The organism is Neorhizobium sp. BT27B (assembly GCF_050455485.1).
Taxonomy (GTDB): Bacteria; Pseudomonadota; Alphaproteobacteria; order Rhizobiales; family Rhizobiaceae; genus Neorhizobium.
In genome coordinates, this window is record NZ_JBCIYT010000021.1 from 20,160 (window position 1) to 39,441 (window position 19,282).

The window sequence follows — 19,282 nt, forward strand, 5'->3', positions numbered from 1 at the left end:
CGATTCTCAAGCTGTCAAAACCACCTTGATGCAGTTGTCTTTCTTGTCGCGGAACGTCTCGTAGAGCTCCGGCCCCTGATCAAGTGTTGCGCGATGGGTTATAATGAAGCTCGGATCGATCTCGCCCTCTTCGATGCGGCGGAGGAGATCGAGCGAGTAACGATTGACATGCGTCTGGCCGGTTCTGATCGTCAGACCTTTGTTCATCGCCGCCCCGAACGGGATCTTGTCCAGAAAGCCACCATAGACGCCCGGAACAGAAACGATGCCGCCCGGGCGGCACGCCATGATCGCTGTTCTGAGAACATGCGGGCGGTCAGTTCCCAGCAAAGTAGCGGCTTTCACCTTGTCGATGATTGCGTCGAACGAAGCGGTTGCGTGGGATTCTGCGCCGACGGCGTCAATGCATTTGTCGGCGCCATGACCTGCCGTCATGTCCTTGATGTAATCGGGAATGGTGCCCTCGATCTCATCGAAGTTGATAGTCTCCGCGCCGGCTGCAGCGGCGAGAGCCAACCGCTCCGGCACGTTGTCGATTGCGATAACGCGCGCAGCGCCCTGCATGAAGGCGCTTTTGATACAGAACTGGCCGACAGGACCACATCCCCAGATCGCAACGATATCTGTCGGTTCGATCTCGCAATTGGCCGCGGCCATCCATCCGGTCGGGAAAATATCGCCGAGGAAAAGAGCCTGCTCGTCCGTGATGCCATTCGGAATGATGATAGGTGAGACGTCGGCGTAGGGCACGCGCACATACTCCGCCTGACCGCCCGCATAGGCTCCGGTCAGGTGAGAATATCCGAACAGACCGGCCGTTGGATAACCGAATGCCTTCGTTGCATTCTCGGCCTTGCGATTGGATCGCTCACAAACAGACCAATTGCCTTTTAGGCACTGGGAGCACTCCCCGCAGCAGATTGTGAAGGGGACAACGACGCGGTCGCCGACCTTGAGCTTCTTGTTCTCGCGGCCGACTTCGACGACTTCTCCCATGAACTCATGGCCGAGGATATCGCCTTTTTCCATGAAAGGAATGTAGCCATCCATCAAATGGAGATCCGACCCGCAGATAGCGCAGGCGGACATCTTGATGATGACGTCGCGGTCGTCTTCGATTTGGGGATCAGGAACGCTATCACAACGAATGTCGCCTTTTCCGTGCCAGCAGAGTGCTTTCATTGTTATTTCCTTCTTTCTGTCAGGATGCGGTGCCTGTCGCGCGGATTTTGGTGATCGCGGCGAGGAGGATGGCGAAAAAGCCGATGAGGTACACGGGCCACTCAATAGCCGCGGGTAGGTCGAACGCGGTCGGCATGAAAAGCAGGATGATGCCAAAGACGATATCGAGAGCCAGATGGAATCTGACCCGGAGAAACCGAACTGCGCCCAGCTCGTAGTCCGTGAACAGGCTGTAGACGATGGCAAACAATCCCAAGGTGATCAGGGCGATGAGCGCTGGGCCTTGGGTCCCGAGAGCAAATGGCAACACGATCAGCACCAACCCGACAAGATAGTCGAGCACTCCGTGCAGCACGGTGGGAATGAAACGCATAATAGCCTCTCCGGCAAATCGGTAGGCTGCGAACAAGGCACAGGTGTCAAAGTTCCGTCCACCACCCGAAAGATCTGCGAGGGACCTTGTGGCTATCGCCCGTGTTCATCAGGTGCCGAAGCTGGTTATCGGATCAGGCTGCGAGACGAGAAGCCCTGCCTTGCGATAGAGACCATTTACCGTGAGGCTGAAGCGCTTCCATACGACTGTCGCCTTAGCAAAGATCAACAGTGTAGAGGGCGCTCAACCCCTTTCAAAGCTCTCTGCGTCGTATTCGCGCCTATGACGCGCGTTGACCTGACAATCACCGTGGAATTTATCTCAGCGGCGGCTTTCTCGACAGGGATTTCGAAAAAGATATCCACTTGCCAAAGCCCGAAACGTCCGCTCGATCAAGTCGTCTTTTTTCCGGGCCTGTGAAATGGTAACGCGCTGCGTAACGGCCAAGCGGCGTTCTCAGTATCCGCATATCGCTCTCGGAAAGAACCCTGCTCTTTCCATCCATGTCTTCCTCCCTGCTCGCCCTTGTTGTGAACGTCGGCCCATATGAGCTGTCTTGAATAGGCTAAGTTAACTCACTTCGATAGATAATTTAGAGAGTTTCCTACATCAACAAGCTGGCTCGACCGCAACTAAGGCGTCTGGGAAAAATCGAAACCGTATCCGCCGCGGGAACAACGGCCAGACAGTATGCTTAGATATCCATGACGATAGATAGGAGAAGACGATGGCCAGGGACATGGAAGAACGCATACTCCAGCGGGCCTACGAGATTTGGGAGAACGAAGGTCGCCCGGAGGAGGCGGCTGATCGCCATTACGAACAGGCGGCTGACGAACTCACAGGCGAAGACGAACACGAGACGCTCCAGGAAATGATCGACGAAGACGATCGCGAGGATGACGTCGCTCGCGCTGGCAAACCCGCCTAGCGCCCGAACATCCAAGTGCCGACCAAGATTAAAGATGCCTCGATCTCAGGCACCCTGGAAAGTCAACATCAGTCTGACCTGTGGCTTGGAGGCAAGGGTCACTCGCGATCCTGCTGGAACTGATTGGCGTTCGGTATCGCATTGAGCCACGGCTCGCGTCGCTTTACCCAAAGCTCGTATGTCGGCGAGATGCCAACTGGCGCATCAAGGAGAGCGCCAAGCTTGATTTCCGCTTCGCCTTCTTCGACGGCAAAAAGACGAGAACCGCATGTGGGACAGAACTGACGGCCCTCGAAGCTCTCAGTCGGGCCCGATGTTTCAAAACGACTTTCGGGCCAGACGCCGAAATATGTGAAGGCCGAGCCACTTTCCTGTCTGCAATCCGTGCAGTGGCATATCCCGACACGGTCAGGCTCGCCTGTGACCGAAAACCTTACTCTGCCGCATCGACAACTTCCCTGTCGCGTAGTCATTAGACAACTCCTCAATAGCCGCCGACTAACGGCAGGATTTCGCCTGTTATGAAGCTCGAGCAGTGTGGCGAAGCGAGGAAAACGTAGGCGGGAGCGATCTCCTCCGGTTGGGCCGGGCGTTTCATAGGCACGCCCGAACCGAACTGGGAAACTTTGTCGGGCTCCTTGTCGCTCGGATTAAGGGGACTCCAGACGGGCCCAGGTGCCACGCAGTTTACCCGCACGCCTTTCGGTATAAGCTGCGAAGCAAGCGACTTGGTGAAAGCATGAATGCCGCCCTTCGTCATCGAGTAGTCGAGGAGGGATTTTTCGCCGTCGAAGCCAGTGACCGAGCCCGTATTGATGATTGCAGACCCGGCTTTCAGGTGCGGTACCGCCGCCCGAGCCATGTGGAAATAACCGTAAAGGTTGGTTTTCAATGTCTCGTCGAAGTGGTCCTCGGTCAGATCCACGATATCATAGGTGTGGACCTGGAAGGCGGAGTTGTTGACGAGGATATCGAGCTTTCCGAACTGGTACACGGTTTCGGCAACCGCCTGTCTGCAGAATTCGGATTCCTTCACGTCGCCGTGGATGACCCAGCACCGCCGCCCTTCCTTTCTTACCGCTTCGGCAGTTACTGCTGCGTCCTCGCCCTCGTCTAGGTGAACGATAGCGACGTCGGCACCTTCGCGCGCGAACAGGACGGCTACCGATCGCCCGATGCCCGAGTCTCCTCCGGTGATCAGCGCTACCTTGTCTTGAAGCTTCTGAGATCCGATGTAGAACGGAGCGTCGTAATAGGTCGGCGGGGAAAGGGCTGCCTCGTCGCCCGGCTTGTCCTGATGCTGCCGGGGGAAGGGTGGCTCGGGATAGATCCGAGCGCCAGCCTGCATCGCGCCCTCATTTGGCTTGGGCTCCTGATCGTTGGCCTCGGCGACCTGTTCCTGAATCTCTCTCTGCTTCGCCGCTGTGAATGAAGATGTCATGATGGCCTCCGTGCTGTCTGGACAAGAACTCCGCAGACGCGGTTTCGTTCGATACGCATCGGTACACTTCGAATACCCGCAGCGGCCATTCGCTATCGAAGTGGTCTCGTTGGGCGAGGATCGAAATCTTGCACCAGACTGGGCTGCGTCAGTCCTTGAGCGGATCGTGACCCCAGTTCACGGTGAATGTCAGGCCGACTCCGGTGTCACGGCCGATTTCGCTGACCTTTTCCGTCTCCTCGTAGGAGAAAAACCAGGAGTCGCCATCGTATTCGACATCTCCGTTGTTGCTCATGGGGCGGCTGCTGATCCTGCCGGAGCCGCCGTTCGTGTTGAACATGCAGAAGTCGATCTTGCTCAACTTCTTCGAAAGCTCTTCCATCGTCATGGTGGTCATCTGTTTCCTCCTGGAATAGGTCACCATGCTTGAACAGCGAGGTCCGGCCTATGTTCCGGTCCCAGAATGTTCATAGGAGCCGATCTCATGAGGCTGCCGTCCGGATTGCGGCAGTGGACCGATATGAGTTTTGCCCGTACACCTTCTCTCGCGACAGGCCGATGATGACTTCGATGCCGCTGTGTTCGAGGTGGGTGACGACATCTAGGCAACGTCGAGTACGAGTATTGATCGAGGCGCAACCTGACGGATCGCAAGGGAAGCTAGCCTTCCGGCAGCTTTCTGAGGATGGAGATGCAGTTGCCCGGCCCGAACGCGATCACCTTTTCCTGCTCGAGTGCATCCAGAACAGCCATCACCTCGTCCTGCGAGAAACCGTCGGCGTTCAGGGGCGCACCTATGGCAAATAGGTTGATCGCCATTTCAGGCTTCGCCTAATGCTCTCAAACGTATCAACAAGGCGATCTCTGCCTCTGAAAATCTGTCCATAGTTTATTCAACGGCTTTCTGGCCGAATTGTTCTCAATCGTCGAAATCGCATCGCTTCTGCGAGATGCCCAACTCTAGATACGGTTGAAGCCCCGGTACCGCAGCGACCGCGGATCTTGGTGCAGGTGTCGCGTCACGGCTCACTTCCTTCGCCTACTCTTTGCATTCCGAAGAAGTATCGTTTGGGCTCGCCTTCAACCACCATCTTACCTATGATAGCTCCGTTGTTCGTCCGCCTGAAGTAGTCAACTATCGGCTGTTTGTCGTAGACCATGGCTGCCGTCATAACACCGGCATCCAACCGCTCTTCCAATGCAGCCGTCGTTCCTCGTGCTCTCAAGCGCGGTAGAATGTGGGTGAATAGGTTCGAGGCAGGCTTTGTCCGACCGATGCGAGCAAAACGGAGTGCCCACTTGATCGGAAAGAAGGCGGGATCGACGGCCAGCAGCTTGCCTGGGGCTGTCTTGAATAGGAGCGCATCGGCCCGCTTGTCCGGATGAAAACGCTTGCCGAACCAGTGAAGGTTCTCGAGAACTCCGTCGATCGGGTGGTCCGACGGATACCCGTTCCCGTTCCAAAGCCCGATAAGCTCGACCGGGTGGACCCGATCGAGTGTCCGAAACCAGTCGTTCATTTCCTCTTGGACTGTTGATCGCAGTTCGGCTGGTTTCATCGTCTCGATCGTGAGCTACGTCGGGTTCGAATTATGCCGGGTCGTTGACATGTTGCTCAGCATCACACACACTCCCACACACTAGATCCGGGCTGCGGCGCATACGGTGTCTCCCATGCTGGTCGCAAGATGCGCTCGCGCCCGATTGACACGACTTTTGACTGTGCCGACTTTGCACCCAAGCAGATGGGCGGCATCTTCGTAACTGGTCCCATCCAACAATATCATCTGTGCTGCCGGGCGGTAGCATCCCGGTAGGGCGATAAAAGCTTGCTCGAAATCGTGTCCTCGCATAGCCCATTCCTGCGACGCTTGCTGCATTGGCTCGATGCCGGTCATATCGTCCAGTCCAGTGAGCATTCGCTTTCCGACGACATATCTGGTCGAGAATGTGTTGCGCATGATCGTGAACAGCCACGACTTGAGCCGAGTGCCTTCCTGAAACTTATCGAGATTCCCTAGCGCTTTCATTACAGTATCTTGGACGAGGTCATCAACGTCACCGTCCTGCCTGCAAAAGCGGCGGGCAAATTTTCGAAGTGCAGGGAGCAACTCAATCATTGCCGCTTGAACACGGACGGTTTTTGCGTGCGTCATGTCGCCAGATCTCCAGTGGGTGAGATCAGTCAATCCGCGGTTGCAGACATCGTTCCGGCAGGTCAGTCCGCATTCCGGCAGGGTACGGTGGCAGACAATGGCAAAAGTAAGCGTTTCTCACGGTGCCTTCGCCACGGGAGCGGCGACGGGACCCGTACCCTCCGGGTCGGGGTCGGCGTCGAATGGCGTGATATACAGCCATGACAGGAATATTGTCAGGGAGACCGCGGCCACCCCGACTGCCAGCTTTGTTTTGGAAGAGCCCGCCTTTCCTCCCGGTTTTCCCTCGCGTTCATACTCTGTGGTAGGATCGGCTGATCCAAACGGGTCCTTTTCTTGGCGTTGCATATGCTGGCTCTCCGTTAGGCTCGTCGTTGGTTAGAGTGCATAACTGTAGCCGCCCGCAGCCCGAGCTTCCGCTGCGTCTCGTTGCGCCTTGGTCGAAGCGTATGACGTGTCGTGGCCGGAACCACTCTCGTCGCCCGAATTATCCTGTACGGCAACGCGAGTTGTAAGTTGTCGCGGATCGAGATAGGCGCGGAACGCCGAGATCTTATCGCCTTCGGTTTCGATGACACTCACACCTCCGTAAGAGATAGGTTTGCCGTCTATGTCGGCAGTTGTGCGCCATTCCAGGACTGCCTTGCCCTCGTCTTCAATGACGTTTTACGAACTCCGACGTGGCTTCGCCCAGTGCTGCGTGGTAGAAATCCCAAAATGCTCTCGCTCCGTTTTCCTCGTCGGATCCGTGTAGGACCAAAGGATTGGAGAGCTCCGCATTGTCCGCAAACAGACTTGCTGTGACATCGATGTTGCCGGATTCTTCCAGTCGATGCAGCGCGTCCATGAAGTCGTGTGTGATCTGAGCCATGGGAATTCTTAAACTCGTGAAATTTTTGGTCGCGCCAACTACGATCGGTCGGTGTCGCCATTTCCAAATGTTCTTCGATCCGCATCGGGCGGATTGAACTTGTCGACTGGCGACGGGGCCGAATTTTCTGGGTCCGAAGGAGGAGCAGAAGCGGGCCAGTCGTTGGATGGCTCCTGAACCTGCTCGTCTTCCACGGAACCTGTGCTGGTCGGTGGCGAAACGCCGCCATGGTGATCGCCGGACCATGTCTGGTCAGCGCCAGTCGCGTTGCCGCGGATTTCTTTTTCGGCTTCATTCCAGTGCCGATCGTGCTGCCCGTCGGGTCGTCCCTCGACCTCCCATTTCGAGTGAGCCGCAGTGCGGATTGCGTCTTCGTTGCTCATGTTGTCCTCCTGTTTCAGTTTGACAGAACAAGTGACGTCGGCGCGGGTTCCCGAATGAACAGATGCTCTGGTTACGCAGGTTTGGCCAATCACGGGAAGGGCCTCGTTGAGCTCCTACCGCCCACGACCGCTTGACTCCCATCCTGTGGGATCAAATAGGTTCTGAAGAGATGGCATCGAAATCGCCTACACAGGATTCAGAATGAGCATTCAGCGCCGCACCGGCAAGCCGCCGAAAAACATCCTTCGTCGCGTACCGAAACAAGAGCGAAGCAAGGATCGGGTGTCGGAAATTCTCAAAGTTTCTGCCGACCTGATCGGTGAAAAGGGCATCGATGCTGTCACCATGAAGGAGATCGGTTCGCGAACTGGCGGACCTATCGCGTCGGTGTACCAGTACTTCCCGGACAAGGAGGCCATCGTTGCATCGCTGTATGAGCAATACGTCACCGAAACCCGTTTCATTCTCGAGGGCGCTGTCAAAAACATCCATAATGCAGCCGACGCGGTGATGGCGGCCGAGCTTTTGATCGATGCATACTATGAAATCATGCGGCAGGGGCCGTCGGCGATCGACATCATGAACGCCATAAAAGCGAGCAAGCTGCTCGGCCAGCAGGACGTCGTCGAGACGCGCCGCCAGGTCGAGGACTTTTTCGAGGCGACTGCCCGGTTCGTGCAGGAGGGAAGGCGTGACGAGTACAAGAGTACCCTCCTGTTGCTTTTCAACATGGCAGACGCGAGCGTGCGCCTTGCTCTAATGCACTCTCAGCGCGAGGCGGGCGAAATCCTGGAGCAATTTAAGGGTATCGTCCGGGCGCAGGCGTCTTACTTCTTGCTCGGGAGGTTTCCTGGTCAAGTGGCTAACCCAGTGGGCAAGTCCCATGTCCGCCCCCAGTAGAGGCATGTATCATAAGCTGTGCGCATTCTGCTTTCCGAGGCAAATACAGAGCAGCCATATTGTTTTTTAAGACGGCGCCGCCGATCTGGAGACAAACGCCGGCGACAGGTGTACCCAATTTGCCACGTATCGCTGAGAAGCACAGCGCTGAGACCATTTCGTTCGCGGTGAAATGATGAACTCCGTGATCAGTCACCTAAGTCGTGTAGAGGCGCTTGATGCCTCTCAACCAGGATCCCTGACATGATTAATCTCAAACGAGTTCTTCTGACCTGTGCATTCTCGGCCGCAGTGATCGGTGCAGCTAACGCGGCCGATATGGCCGTTGAAGAGGCACCGGCCGTGGCGCCGTCGACATCCGGATTTTATATCGGCTCCCTGAGTTCTGTCAGCTTTCTGGACGACACGTCGTTTTCTGCTCTCGGTGCCTCTATTTCTACGGATTATGACACGGGCTTCTACAGCTCGATCCGCGCAGGTTACAATTTTGGCTCCATGGGCTTCATCTCTCCACGCGTCGAACTCGAGCTTGGTTACGGCAGCGCCTCGGTTGACGCGCATTCAGTGAATGGCGCAGGTGTGGCAAGCATCGACTCATTCGGCGACGCGCGTTCGTTTCAGGGCTACGTCAACGGCTACCTCGACATCCCCCTCACGAACGACGGCTTCTTCAGTGCCGTCACGCCATTCGTCGGCGGCGGTGTGGGCTTCATGAACCTGGAACTGCGCAAGCAGGGCGTTGCCGGAGTGGCTACCCTGATCGACGACAGTGACACACAGTTCGCTTACCACCTGGACGCGGGCGTCGGCATCAACTTGCAGGGCATCGGTCTCTTTTCTGACATGTCGCTGTTCGATAACACCACTCTCGACATCGGCTATCGCTTCACGGCGGCTGACGACTTCGATTTCGTGGCTCGCGATGGCTCCGCCTCGAGCACCGACTTCAGAAGCCATGCTGTGACTTTCGGCCTGCGTAAGCAGTTCTGATGAACTAAGCGGGAGGTGTGGTTTTCTAAGCTCCTCCCGCATCTTTTAAACTTGAGGGTATCGGCTTGCGAGAAGACCTTGGGCGAAAATGGCAGATGGCTACAGCGGTCATTGCTGCTGCGATGCTCGCGTCCTGTACTCACGACGACGATATCCGCCCGAGAACACAATCCGCCCAACCAGGAACGAGCGCCGATAAGGTCGCACCGGACGCGGCCGCTATCGAGCGGGCTATGGCTGCGGCCCCGCAGCAGCAAACCAACAGCGTGCCTTGGGCGAGCCCTACGACCGGTAGCGCAGGGGTTTTGAGCTATACCGAAAGCCGCAGCGCCGATGGTCGGACGTGCCGTGCCTTTCTCAGCAGCCGTCAATCCCTGAACGGAGGTGACACTTTGAACGGGCAGGCATGCGCTGACGGCGACGGGCGCTGGCGGGTCAATTCTCTCAACGAACAGTAGCTCCGGCAGTACGCGCAAAGCCGAAATCGGGCGGCGCGTAGTTAGGCCATCAACAGATCGGCAGCACCACGCAGGTCCCGGACTTCCGTATACGGTTGCCAGTCCGGATTGCCGTCCTCATTCCTGCGATTGACCCAAATCGCACGCAGTCCGAGTTCATGGCAAGCCTTCATGTCAGTATACATGCCCATGGCTACGTGCACGGTTTCCTCGGGCGCAACACCCATTTGTCTGTATGCATATTCGAAGATCCCTCTGGAAGGCTTGTACGAACGAGCCTGCTCCGCCGTGATGACGTAGTCGAATGGCACACCGATACGCTCCACTGTCGGTGCGATCAGATCATCATCCGAGTTTGTGAAGATCGCCAGCTTGTATTGCGTTTTCAGTCTTCGGAGAGCCTCCGGGACTTCCCGGTGCGGCTTCATGTTGGCGGGCGCCCTCGCCATTCGATCCAGCTCATCGCGATTGGCGTCAATCCCGAATTCGCCGAATGCGTCCCGGAAGCCGATACGCAGTATATCCTTGAAAAGCCGATGGGGCTTGTCTGCGGTCAACCGCTTGCTGTGAATGGAAAACCCCTCAACGATCGACTCGGCGGATGCGTCGCTCGCGTCGTGGGCATCGAGGATCATTGCTGCTTCCCGCGTCAATACCTCGTACCAGTCGACAAGCGTTCCATAGCAATCGAAGGTGATGATTTTGGTTTGCGAGCCGAAATCAATCGATGGATTTTCTAGTTGAGATGACATTACGGTTTCCTCATACCCTCAGGCCGAAACCATGGTGCAATGTCTATGGTTCCCGCATAGTTTGCCCGGCAACAACAGGCCGGAGGTGCGAGTTCGCCGCTCCGACCGAAGACGATCAAAACCTCTCGGCGATGAGCCTTAAACCGAAAGGCGCAAGCAGCGTGCCGATGCTGCGCTCGATCCAGCGCCCGAAACGCTCATAGGCACCTCGCGCTGTCCGACCTGACAGCAGCACTGTCACGAGGCCGTACCATACAATCTCTAGGGAGAAACCGCCGAGCACGATCGTCATCTTTGCCCAAAAGGCCGTCTCCGGTGGAACAGCTACGGCGTATAGACCAATGAAAAAGGCAATGCCTTTGGGGTTGGGCAGGTTCACGAGGAAGCCACGCCATCAAGCCCAGATAGATAAGATAGCAGCCGCCAGCGATCTGTATCAGGCCAGCGAGCCAACTGACGCGAGTGAGGACCATCGCAAGTCCCGTCATCGACAGGACCGCGTAAAAGGATGCAGCGATCGCAAGTCCGACGGTTGCGCCGAAAGCAGACGATCGTGCTCCTGCTATCGCGAGCCTACTGATCAATGCGAAGTTCGGCCCGGGACTGATTACCACAGCCGCATACAGACAGTGTGTCGTGAAGACAATTGCCAGGTCGTTGATCATTTTGGCGCCTGCTCCGTGGGCAAGCTGTGAATTGCATGCGTTTCAGGTGGCGCAGAAAAGCCCGCGTTTAGAACGAGTGTCAAGGACCTAAGAGTGGCACCGTGGTGGGAAGAACCGGCCTGAGAAGGTTTGTCATTTGACGTTCAAGGACATTGTCTTTCGCGCCTCAAAGGGAAGGCCGAAGGAACGACGAACGAGACCCAGGTAAGCGCCGTATGGCCTGCCAAGAGCGAGCATGATGACGATCACCCCAAGTGAACCTCTCAATATCTCGTCCGCGCCTGCACCGCTAATAGCCAGGATTGCCGCATAAATTGGGACCTGAAAACTCACCAAAGAAAGCGTGTCCCACACGATTTGCGACTGTCGCGTTTCAACGGCGTGGCGCATGAACCAGTCTCGCCACAGGCCGTAGGGTCGTCCTGACGGCACCATCAGAATCGCACCCAGAATGCGGGCGTCAAAGACCTGATCCCACGTCATCCTCGCAATGAAGCGTTCGTTGATGATCCCCGTAACAGTGAAAAACGAAATTAAAGCGATCGTGTCTGCGATGAACGAACGCAATATGACTTGGCGGGTGTTCTGCGATTTAGCCAATACGCGCCCCTTGTGGCTGTCTCCTAGAGATAGGGCGGAGCACCGTTGGTAGAAGGTTTCAGCCATCAACGCGAAGCTATTGTTCGACGTTACCGATCTTTGGTCGGTCCCAAGCCCGCGCGACTCGGATGCCATCCCAATTAACTTCGGCTGCCGGAATGTGAGCATGATCAAACGGGGGAAGAGCTCAGCCTAATTCTGCTTGTCATCCTTTCAGGTCGTCGGGTCGTCTCGGGTTTCCATCGCCAGATCGTGGAGTGCTTGCGTGTCCTCGGGGTCATATTCCGACGAAAGTATCACACACAGGACCGTGGCTCGTGCGATCTCCTTCTCGGAGGCTTCAGGATGCTTTTCCTCCACGGCCTCAATCAATGCCTTTGGCTTTATCCCGGGGACTGCCAGCTCTCGGATGGTGGCCGCCACTGCTTCAATCTCCTGGAGTTTCATCTTTCTCATGCGCGAGCTCCGTGAACGGTCCAGTGATCCGACGAACGGTTTGACAATAGCGGGTCCGGATGACAGCTCGTTATCCAAGGTATTTGCCGCCGTCTCGGGCGCCACCCCAAACGCGATAGCTGGAACGAGTCGCTCCAACGAGAGTTGGTTTGTTCAGTCAACAGGAGACGACCATGGGCAATAGAGAGCAGCGCCGCGAACGGGCTTATAACTATGGGAAGACGAAGGCCGTCCAGAGGGAGCTCATGAAGACCACTGGCAGCTTGCGGGAGATCAGCACGAACTGACCGAGCAGCAGTCGGACAACGTGACGAAGGTCAACCAGAGGGCTGACGACGAGTTCGCCCAGGATGACCGGGCTTGTGAGAACGCCGCCGACATCAAGCCTCCGTCGACTATCAGCCCGGACTAAGGAGCACGCAATGACCGATGTAAAAAAAGGCGACAAGGTCACTTGGAAAATTAGCCAGGGTAATACCGAAGGCAGGGTTATCAAGAAGCAGACCTCCGATACGAAGATCAAGGGGCACTCGGTCAAGGCCTCGAAGGACGACCCGCAAATCATCGTGGAGAGTGACAAGTCCGGCAAGAGGGCAGCACATAAACCAGAAGCTCTGAAGAAGGCCTAGCTTTTCATGACGCAGCGGCGCCGTGTCGAAGAGGTCCGGCGGACCCCTTCGACTGCGGTAGTCGCACCTCGAATAGATGGCTGCGCCTTGCTCAGGTACCGGAAAAGGAGATGTCGCCATGCGACTGGCAACATGCAGATGCGCTCGCTTAACCGTTGCCTGTAGCGTAGAGCCAATGCAGGTATCGGTGTGCCACTGCCTGGAGTGCCAGCGTCGCACCGGTAGCGCATTCGGTGTCCAGGCTCGTTTCCCAAGGACAGCCGTGACAGTAGAGGGCGCTTACAGAACCTATGAACGCGTAGGAGAGGGCGGACTATGGGCAGGGTATCACTTTTGTCCCGATTGCGGGTCAACGGTTTTCTATGAGAACGAGGACGTTCCCGAGGCGTTCGCAATTCCGGTCGGTAGCTTCGCCGATCCCGGATTTCCATCTCCTACACGATCGATTTTTGAAAAGCGCAAGCATGAATGGGTAACGATCGCTGGCGATTGGATCGACCGTCATCCCTAAACCACATCCCGGAGCAATCCACGCCCATATTCGCATTCCCCGATGCCTGATCTGTCAATCAGTCGCCGCATGGCGGAGGATTGTACCCCGGCTCGGAAAGCTGCGTGCAAGCTTTCATACGAACCGTACTGCGTGAAACGCGTAGAGCAACTGATGTTTAGCAGATCTCAGTACGTCTCCTCAAGGTTAGGTTTGGTCGCGATGTTGAACTGCACAAAGAAGGCTTGAATGCAGTCTCGGGAACCGAATGCATATTTACATGGTTTGTCAAATGAGGTCGCCGCGTGCCAATCGGGCGTGACGGAGACGGTGAACGCAGCGGTTTTCCCGATTTCTCGCTGCGGGCAACGAAATGCCAGGCGAGTACCTTTACTGTCCGCGGCGGCCTTTCATGTCACGGAGGATGGCTATGACGATCCGCCGACTATTGGTTCTGGGCAACTCGGACGCAAGGATGAGGTAGAACAGGTTGCCGACTACGCTATCCAGTTGCTTGTAGAGGAGGCTTACTTGGTCGGATGGCAGCGGAGGGAGATCTTGGCTGCCATCATTGAGTCCGCGAACGCAAGACTCTCGGCCATCGCTGTAGGGAACGAGCCCGAGTTACGAAGCCCCGCCAACGATTGGCCTTAAACCGAGCGGCCGGTCACAAGCGGCGCAAGCGCAGAAATATACTGGTACTCATGTCATCCGCTGGGAACTAAAGGTCAGCTCACGGGAAAAGCTGTCTCTCTCTCCATCAGAGCCGGATACGAAACTGCTCCTGCCTGATAACTACAACCCGGCAAAGCCGACATCGGCGGTAGGCGATGTCACTGGCAAAGCACCGATGAACCGCCGATCTCTGCACCATTTCAAGGAAGGTGCGTTCGAGGTTATGCCGATTATGTGCTTTCGTTGCGCGATATCGCTCAACCCTACGAATGCAATGTCAGTAACCGCCATTACTTTCCGGCCACCCATTTCCGTTGTTCTCGCTTCGATACCGAACCTCACGACCTCTGCATCGATGCAGCCTCGCGTCTCGAATTCTTCTAAGATGTCTGTAGTGACCGATCGCTGGCCGGAGTAGGTGGATATGCACGCGTTTGTATGAAAGCCGAGCGCGATCGAAACGCAGTCATCGAACGGGATATTGGAATTTCGTCGGTCAACTCGATCGTAAACATGACCGACTCCGGAGCCCACACCGGTTCGGATCATGCCGTAAAAATGGTACCAGTCTGTTCGGCTGAGATACTCGACCTTCCAAACGACTTGACTGTAATGCTCCGGCTTCGCCAGAAGCGCGGATAGTTCTTGCACAGTTTCCTGAAAATCGTCGCGGTTACAAAATTGCATCTTTGATCCGAGCAGCTAACGTCAAGTCCGGCAAATTCTTACAGGGAGCGGATTGGTTCAACCTCTGAATTTTCCCTCGTTTTGGTCCGAGGGATCGTATTTAACGTCCCAGTCCTTGCCTGCTTTCTTACCGGGAGGATCGCGGTTCACCGTCGCGTCTTCAGAGCCTGTGATAACAGTTGGCTTTGCACTGTGAACCCCTGAGGCTTTGCGATCTGCCTGCGAAGGGGCGTATTGGCCTTTTGCGTCGTCTTCGGGGTGCGACATCTCAGACCTCTTTGGTTTTCAGAGAGTCAGACAGGTTCTTTTTCTGCGGATTGGCGTTCGTCTCGCCAACCGCATCTTGGTCGCGGTCCGGGTCATCCTTGGCTTTGAGATAACCGCGAGGCGCGTTTTCTTGTGGTCCTTCCCATCTCGGGGATTGGTCGGTGGTGCCGGGGGCGCCATCGCGCGGCGTAGTGTTTCCCATTTCGTCATCCTCCATTGTGATGCTGTAACCCCTCCCGCCCTGTTCTGTTCCTCAAGTCGCTACTCGGTTGCTATCGCCCTTTGGAACAATGGGTTGGCTGAGGATGTTGAGGGCAGAAGAACCGGGCAACAAAACTGCTCTGCGGCAACAGCAGCGGTCTGTTTCCCATCAAAAATGAAGGAATTCCAATGTCTGATGTGAGCACGAAAACCGTCACCGCAAAGTTCGCGACCCGGGAGGCTGCGGACCTCGCGGTCGAACATCTCGTCCAAAAGCTCAATGTCGATCGGACGGATATCTTTGTGCAGACAAGCGGTTCGGACACTCGTCCGGCGTGGATATCAGCGGTGGTGACGCGCCAACAGTCGACGAGGAGGGGCGGGGCGATGCATCGCTCGGGTCTGAAATCGAGGTTTCTGCCGACATTGCCTCAAGCGATGAGGATGCCGTTCGTGCAGCGTTGGGTGATCTCGGCGCTACCGATCTATCCTCTAGTTAAAACCGACCATCCGAAGACCCAGCGGTCGCTTTCGGCGCACGGTCTCTCGAAAACAGTTGAGGTTCTGTCATGGCGGACAATCTGAGCAAATATCGCGCCAAGCGCGACTTCAAGAAGACCGCCGAGCCTAGCGGCGAGGTCGAAGTACGGCCTTCGAACCGTCGGCGTTTTGTCATCCAAAAGCATGATGCGACGCGTCTTCATTACGATCTCCGGATAGAACTCGACGGCGTCTTCAAGTCCTGGGCGGTGACGAAGGGGCCTTCGCTTGATCCTCAAGATAAGCGTCTGGCGGTAGAAGTCGAAGATCATCCCCTGGACTACGGCGACTTCGAAGGGACAATTCCCAAAGGTCAGTACGGCGGCGGTACCGTCATGCTTTGGGATCGTGGCTACTGGGAACCGGAAGGCAACAAGACCCCCGAGCAGGCTCTGGCGAAGGGCGACTTCAAGTTCACCCTCGAAGGCGAGCGGCTACACGGCAGCTTCGTACTCGTGCGCATGCGCGGCCGCGAGGGTGAAAAACGAACCAACTGGCTTCTGATCAAACATGATGATGAATATTCCGTCGAGGAGGACGGCGCATCCATTCTTGAGGAGGACACCACGTCCGTCGCCTCCGGTCGGACGATGGAGGCGATCGCATCGGGAAAAGGGCGGAAGCCCAAGCCGTTCATCACGACCGGAGGCGAGGTCGGTGCGGACGCCGTCTGGGACAGCAGCGAAGGACTTGCAGCCGAAGAGCGAAAGGCTGGTACGAAGTTGAAGCCTGGCCCAACCTCCAAAAAGGCCAAGGCCACTCCTGGGGCAAAGCGCGGTGCCACTGCCACGGCAATGCCCGATTTTATCGGGCCCCAGCTTTGTGAAACCTTGCAGCGGCCGCCGTCGGCCCAGGGCTGGATACATGAGATAAAGTTCGATGGTTACCGCATCCAGATGCGGATCGAAGGCGGAAAGGTTACGCTGAAGACCCGGAAGGGGTTGGACTGGACTGCAAAATATCCCGCGATTGCTGAGTCTGCCGTGCGACTGCCCGACGCAATCATCGATGGTGAGATATGCGCTTTGGACGAGAATGGTGCGCCTGACTTTGCTGCGCTCCAGGCTGCGTTGTCGGAGGGTAAGACCGATGATCTGGTATTTTTCGCGTTCGACCTGCTTTTCGAAGGCGAGAACGATTTGCGCTCTGTCCCTTTGATCGAGCGGAAGGAACGCCTCTCGACTCTGTTTTCGGAAGCAGGCGACGATCCTCGATTGCGCTTCGTCGAGCATTTCGAAACGGGCGGCGATGCCGTACTGAAATCGGCGTGTCGATTGTCTCTTGAAGGTATCGTATCTAAAAAAGGCGACGCGCCGTATCAGTCTGGCCGAAGCGATACCTGGGTGAAGTCGAAGTGCCGGGCAGGGCATGAAGTTGTGATCGGTGCATATGCACTGACCAACGGAGCTTTTCGCTCGCTTCTGGTCGGGGTCTATCGAGGCAACCATTTTGTCTATGTGGGGCGGGTAGGAACCGGCTACGGGGCGAAAGTCGTCAATCAAATCCTGCCAAAGCTCAAAACGCTAGAGGCGTCCAAATCCCCGTTTACTGGAATTGGCGCCCCCAAGAAGTCAGCCGATATTGTTTGGCTGAAGCCTGAACTCGTGGCTGAAATCGAGTTTGCTGGATGGACCGCCGACGGACAGGTACGACAGGCTTCGTTCAAAGGTCTGCGTGAAGACAAGCCTGCAAAAGAAGTTGAAGTTGAAAAACCTGCCGAGCCGGATGAAGTCGATACTCCAGAGCCTGACAAGAGCGCGAAGTCTGCCCCTGCGCCTAAAACGACCTCTCGTCTGCGAAAAGGCGCGAAGGTAGAAGTTATGGGTGTGCTGATCTCCAGCCCGGATAAGGAGCTTTGGCCTGACGCGCTCGACGGCGAGCCGGTTACCAAGGTGAATCTTGCTCAGTATTATGAAGCAGTCGGTCCTTGGCTCATCGATCACATCAAGGGGCGGCCCTGCTCGATCATCCGAACACCCGACGGCATCGCCGGCGAGCAGTTCTTCCAACGCCACGCGATGCAGGGAACCTCGAACCTGATCGAACAGGTCAAGGTCTCGGGGGACAAGCAACCCTACCTACAGATCGACCGCGTCGAAGGCCTTGCGGCGGTCGCGCAGATCGGTGGAGCAGAACTCCACCCTTGGAATTGCGAACCCAACCAGCCAGAAGTGCCTGGCCGCCTGGTCTTCGATTTGGACCCAGGGCCAAATGTGGATTTCGACACAGTGATCGAAGGTGCGCGTGAGATCCGGGATCGCTTGGAGGAACTTGGCCTGGTCAGCTTCTGTAAAACGACAGGGGGCAAGGGTCTCCACGTGGTGACGCCGCTTTCTGTGTCGAACGGCAAGAAGCTGAACTGGGATCAGGGCAAGGCGTTTGCCCGTGATGTCTGCCAAGCGATGGCACGGGACAACCCGGACCTCTATCTCATCAAGATGTCCAAAGCGCAGCGGGATGGCCGCATATTCCTGGATTACCTACGCAATGATCGCACATCGACGGCGGTTGCTCCGCTTTCGCCTCGAGCACGACCGGGTGCGACTGTGTCCATGCCCCTTAACTGGACACAGGTCAAAAAGGGCCTTGATCCGAAGCGTTTCACTATCCGGACAGTACCTGCGCTTTTGAAGGACACCACGGCTTGGCTGGACTACTGCGACAGCCAACGATCGCTCGAGCAAGCTATCAAGCGGCTGGAAAAGGCGTCCAAGCGGGCGGCTTGATAACCTTTGAAAACGCTTCGACAGCATCACTTTGTTTATCTGCTCACAGCCTGCCAACGACCATGCGATGTCCGTCGTTCAGGCTTCGTAGCAGGGAAGCGCTGATCAAAAGGAACCTACCGGAGCGCCTGCCGTTCTCATGCTACAGCCGCAGGAGATTACGAATGGCACATTTGGATAATGACAACACAAAGGTCTGGGAACTTGTAAAGAAGATTGGCTTCTGCATGCTCACGACGCAAAGTGGAACCGACCTTCGAGCGCGACCGATGTCGGCTTACAGTGAGCGCGACGAAAATGCCTTGTACTTCCTGACCGACGTCGCAAGCCACAAGGATGAGGAAGTCGCGCGTCACCCCAACGTGTGCCTCGCCTTCGCTGACTCGAAGGGGCAAAAATACGTCTCGATCTCCGGAACTGCTGAGATTCAGAATGACCGGGAGAAGATCCGCGACCTCTGGGCAACGCCAGCGAAGGCCTGGTGGGACAACCCGGAAGACCCCTCGATCCGGATCTTGAAAGTAACACCATCTTCGGCTGAATATTGGGACAGCCCCGGCACAATCATCAGCTACGTTAAGATGGCGGCGGCAGCCGTCTCAAGTGCCCGTCCGGATATGGGTGACAATGCCAAGGTTGAGATGTGAGAACACTTTGTGCGAAGGCTCATAAGTGATGGAAGCTTTTGTGCAGACGTTGATGCAGAAACTCGGTCCTTTCGGGATCGGGCTTCTGATGTTCGTGGAAAACGTCTTTCCGCCTATCCCATCTGAGCTGATCATGCCGCTGGCGGGATATCTCGCAACCCAAGGCGACATGAACATCGTGATCAGAGGTGGCTCGGGAAATCTGCACAGCGGGGATAAGTGGAATTTCTGCCTGACTTCGGCTTAGATGCCGGGAACAGG

General features: G+C 56.4%; 23 protein-coding genes and 4 pseudogenes. 10 read left to right on the plus strand and 17 right to left on the minus strand.

Annotated elements, in window-relative coordinates; translation table 11 throughout:
- Positions 1-6: 6 nt before the first annotated feature.
- Together AAIH70_RS29730 and AAIH70_RS29735 are read right to left on the minus strand one after the other, a co-directional pair.
- A complete protein-coding gene (locus tag AAIH70_RS29730) occupies positions 7-1,182 on the minus strand; it encodes a zinc-dependent alcohol dehydrogenase (protein ID WP_430037635.1) in 1,176 nt (391 codons plus the stop codon).
- A 19-nt stretch (positions 1,183-1,201) separates the two neighbouring features.
- Complete coding sequence (locus AAIH70_RS29735) at positions 1,202-1,555, minus strand: SPW repeat domain-containing protein (protein WP_430037638.1); 354 nt, start codon at positions 1,553-1,555, stop codon at positions 1,202-1,204.
- 727 nt (positions 1,556-2,282) lie between these two features.
- Between AAIH70_RS29735 and AAIH70_RS29740 the strand changes: the two are divergent.
- Positions 2,283-2,456 (plus strand): annotated as a pseudogene (locus tag AAIH70_RS29740) (DUF2934 domain-containing protein); the annotation flags it as partial.
- A gap of 128 nt (positions 2,457-2,584) precedes the next feature.
- Here AAIH70_RS29740 and AAIH70_RS29745 read toward each other — a convergent pair.
- From AAIH70_RS29745 to AAIH70_RS29780, 8 genes and pseudogenes are all read right to left on the minus strand, one after another.
- A complete protein-coding gene (locus tag AAIH70_RS29745) occupies positions 2,585-2,959 on the minus strand; it encodes a GFA family protein (RefSeq protein WP_430037641.1) in 375 nt (124 codons plus the stop codon).
- Between the two features lie 11 nt (positions 2,960-2,970).
- Positions 2,971-3,927 (minus strand): SDR family oxidoreductase, encoded by a 957-nt coding sequence (locus tag AAIH70_RS29750; protein ID WP_430037644.1) that lies wholly within the window; start codon positions 3,925-3,927, stop codon positions 2,971-2,973.
- Positions 3,928-4,108: 181 nt separating this feature from the next.
- A pseudogene (locus AAIH70_RS29755) lies at positions 4,109-4,324 on the minus strand (pyridoxamine 5'-phosphate oxidase family protein); the annotation flags it as partial.
- Between the two features lie 263 nt (positions 4,325-4,587).
- Positions 4,588-4,746, minus strand: a complete 159-nt coding sequence (locus AAIH70_RS29760; protein WP_430037647.1) for a hypothetical protein — start codon at positions 4,744-4,746, stop codon at positions 4,588-4,590.
- Between the two features lie 200 nt (positions 4,747-4,946).
- Entirely contained in the window at positions 4,947-5,486 is a 540-nt protein-coding gene (locus tag AAIH70_RS29765; RefSeq protein ID WP_430037650.1) for a GXWXG domain-containing protein, read from the minus strand.
- An 81-nt stretch (positions 5,487-5,567) separates the two neighbouring features.
- Positions 5,568-6,083, minus strand: coding sequence for a sigma-70 family RNA polymerase sigma factor (locus AAIH70_RS29770; protein WP_430037653.1), 516 nt, complete (start codon positions 6,081-6,083; stop codon positions 5,568-5,570).
- Positions 6,084-6,738: 655 nt separating this feature from the next.
- The gene (locus AAIH70_RS29775; RefSeq protein WP_430037656.1) at positions 6,739-6,954 is read right to left on the minus strand and encodes a hypothetical protein; all 216 of its coding nucleotides are present in this window, start codon (positions 6,952-6,954) and stop codon (positions 6,739-6,741) included.
- Positions 6,955-6,992: 38 nt separating this feature from the next.
- On the minus strand, positions 6,993-7,337 hold the full coding sequence (locus tag AAIH70_RS29780) for a DUF2934 domain-containing protein (protein ID WP_430037658.1): 345 nt from the start codon (positions 7,335-7,337) through the stop codon (positions 6,993-6,995).
- A 202-nt stretch (positions 7,338-7,539) separates the two neighbouring features.
- On the opposite strand from AAIH70_RS29780, the gene AAIH70_RS29785 reads away from it, so the two are divergent.
- From AAIH70_RS29785 to AAIH70_RS29795, 3 genes are all read left to right on the plus strand, one after another.
- Positions 7,540-8,238, plus strand: coding sequence for a TetR/AcrR family transcriptional regulator (locus AAIH70_RS29785; protein ID WP_430037661.1), 699 nt, complete (start codon positions 7,540-7,542; stop codon positions 8,236-8,238).
- 243 nt (positions 8,239-8,481) lie between these two features.
- The gene (locus AAIH70_RS29790; protein WP_430037664.1) at positions 8,482-9,228 is read left to right on the plus strand and encodes an outer membrane protein; all 747 of its coding nucleotides are present in this window, start codon (positions 8,482-8,484) and stop codon (positions 9,226-9,228) included.
- Between the two features lie 122 nt (positions 9,229-9,350).
- On the plus strand, positions 9,351-9,686 hold the full coding sequence (locus tag AAIH70_RS29795; protein ID WP_430037696.1) for an RT0821/Lpp0805 family surface protein: 336 nt from the start codon (positions 9,351-9,353) through the stop codon (positions 9,684-9,686).
- Positions 9,687-9,727: 41 nt separating this feature from the next.
- On the opposite strand, the gene AAIH70_RS29800 is transcribed toward AAIH70_RS29795, so the two are convergent.
- From AAIH70_RS29800 to AAIH70_RS29815, 4 genes and pseudogenes are all read right to left on the minus strand, one after another.
- Positions 9,728-10,438, minus strand: a complete 711-nt coding sequence (locus AAIH70_RS29800) for a haloacid dehalogenase type II (protein ID WP_430037667.1) — start codon at positions 10,436-10,438, stop codon at positions 9,728-9,730.
- A 115-nt stretch (positions 10,439-10,553) separates the two neighbouring features.
- Positions 10,554-11,103 (minus strand): annotated as a pseudogene (locus AAIH70_RS29805) (LysE family transporter).
- Positions 11,104-11,235: 132 nt separating this feature from the next.
- Positions 11,236-11,703, minus strand: coding sequence for an L-alanine exporter AlaE (alaE, locus tag AAIH70_RS29810; protein ID WP_430037670.1), 468 nt, complete (start codon positions 11,701-11,703; stop codon positions 11,236-11,238).
- 213 nt (positions 11,704-11,916) lie between these two features.
- The gene (locus tag AAIH70_RS29815) at positions 11,917-12,159 is read right to left on the minus strand and encodes a hypothetical protein (RefSeq protein ID WP_430037673.1); all 243 of its coding nucleotides are present in this window, start codon (positions 12,157-12,159) and stop codon (positions 11,917-11,919) included.
- A gap of 422 nt (positions 12,160-12,581) precedes the next feature.
- Here AAIH70_RS29815 and AAIH70_RS29820 point away from each other — a divergent pair, with 422 nt between their 5' ends.
- Both AAIH70_RS29820 and AAIH70_RS29825 read left to right on the plus strand, forming a co-directional pair.
- Positions 12,582-12,788 (plus strand): DUF2945 domain-containing protein, encoded by a 207-nt coding sequence (locus AAIH70_RS29820; RefSeq protein WP_430037676.1) that lies wholly within the window; start codon positions 12,582-12,584, stop codon positions 12,786-12,788.
- 175 nt (positions 12,789-12,963) lie between these two features.
- On the plus strand, positions 12,964-13,299 hold the full coding sequence (locus AAIH70_RS29825) for a GFA family protein (protein WP_430037699.1): 336 nt from the start codon (positions 12,964-12,966) through the stop codon (positions 13,297-13,299).
- Between the two features lie 774 nt (positions 13,300-14,073).
- Here AAIH70_RS29825 and AAIH70_RS29830 read toward each other — a convergent pair.
- The 3 genes from AAIH70_RS29830 to AAIH70_RS29840 are packed head-to-tail and all read right to left on the minus strand — an operon-like array spanning position 14,074 to position 15,109.
- Complete coding sequence (locus AAIH70_RS29830) at positions 14,074-14,640, minus strand: hypothetical protein (protein ID WP_430037679.1); 567 nt, start codon at positions 14,638-14,640, stop codon at positions 14,074-14,076.
- 57 nt (positions 14,641-14,697) lie between these two features.
- Positions 14,698-14,907 carry a hypothetical protein gene (locus AAIH70_RS29835; RefSeq protein ID WP_430037682.1) on the minus strand — a complete coding sequence of 70 codons (210 nt, stop codon included), beginning with the start codon at positions 14,905-14,907 and terminating at the stop codon, positions 14,698-14,700.
- Between the two features lies 1 nt (position 14,908).
- A complete protein-coding gene (locus AAIH70_RS29840; RefSeq protein WP_153354038.1) occupies positions 14,909-15,109 on the minus strand; it encodes a hypothetical protein in 201 nt (66 codons plus the stop codon).
- 188 nt (positions 15,110-15,297) lie between these two features.
- Between AAIH70_RS29840 and AAIH70_RS29845 the strand changes: the two are divergent.
- The 4 genes and pseudogenes from AAIH70_RS29845 to AAIH70_RS29860 all read left to right on the plus strand — a co-directional run bounded on the left by AAIH70_RS29845 (position 15,298) and on the right by AAIH70_RS29860 (position 19,268).
- Positions 15,298-15,608 (plus strand): annotated as a pseudogene (locus AAIH70_RS29845) (hypothetical protein).
- A 69-nt stretch (positions 15,609-15,677) separates the two neighbouring features.
- The gene (ligD, locus tag AAIH70_RS29850) at positions 15,678-18,374 is read left to right on the plus strand and encodes a DNA ligase D (protein WP_430037685.1); all 2,697 of its coding nucleotides are present in this window, start codon (positions 15,678-15,680) and stop codon (positions 18,372-18,374) included.
- 164 nt (positions 18,375-18,538) lie between these two features.
- Positions 18,539-19,021: a pyridoxamine 5'-phosphate oxidase family protein gene (locus AAIH70_RS29855; RefSeq protein WP_430037687.1), complete on the plus strand. Its 483-nt coding sequence runs from the start codon at positions 18,539-18,541 to the stop codon at positions 19,019-19,021.
- A 28-nt stretch (positions 19,022-19,049) separates the two neighbouring features.
- Positions 19,050-19,268, plus strand: coding sequence for a DedA family protein (locus tag AAIH70_RS29860; protein WP_430037690.1), 219 nt, complete (start codon positions 19,050-19,052; stop codon positions 19,266-19,268).
- Positions 19,269-19,282: the final 14 nt, after the last annotated feature.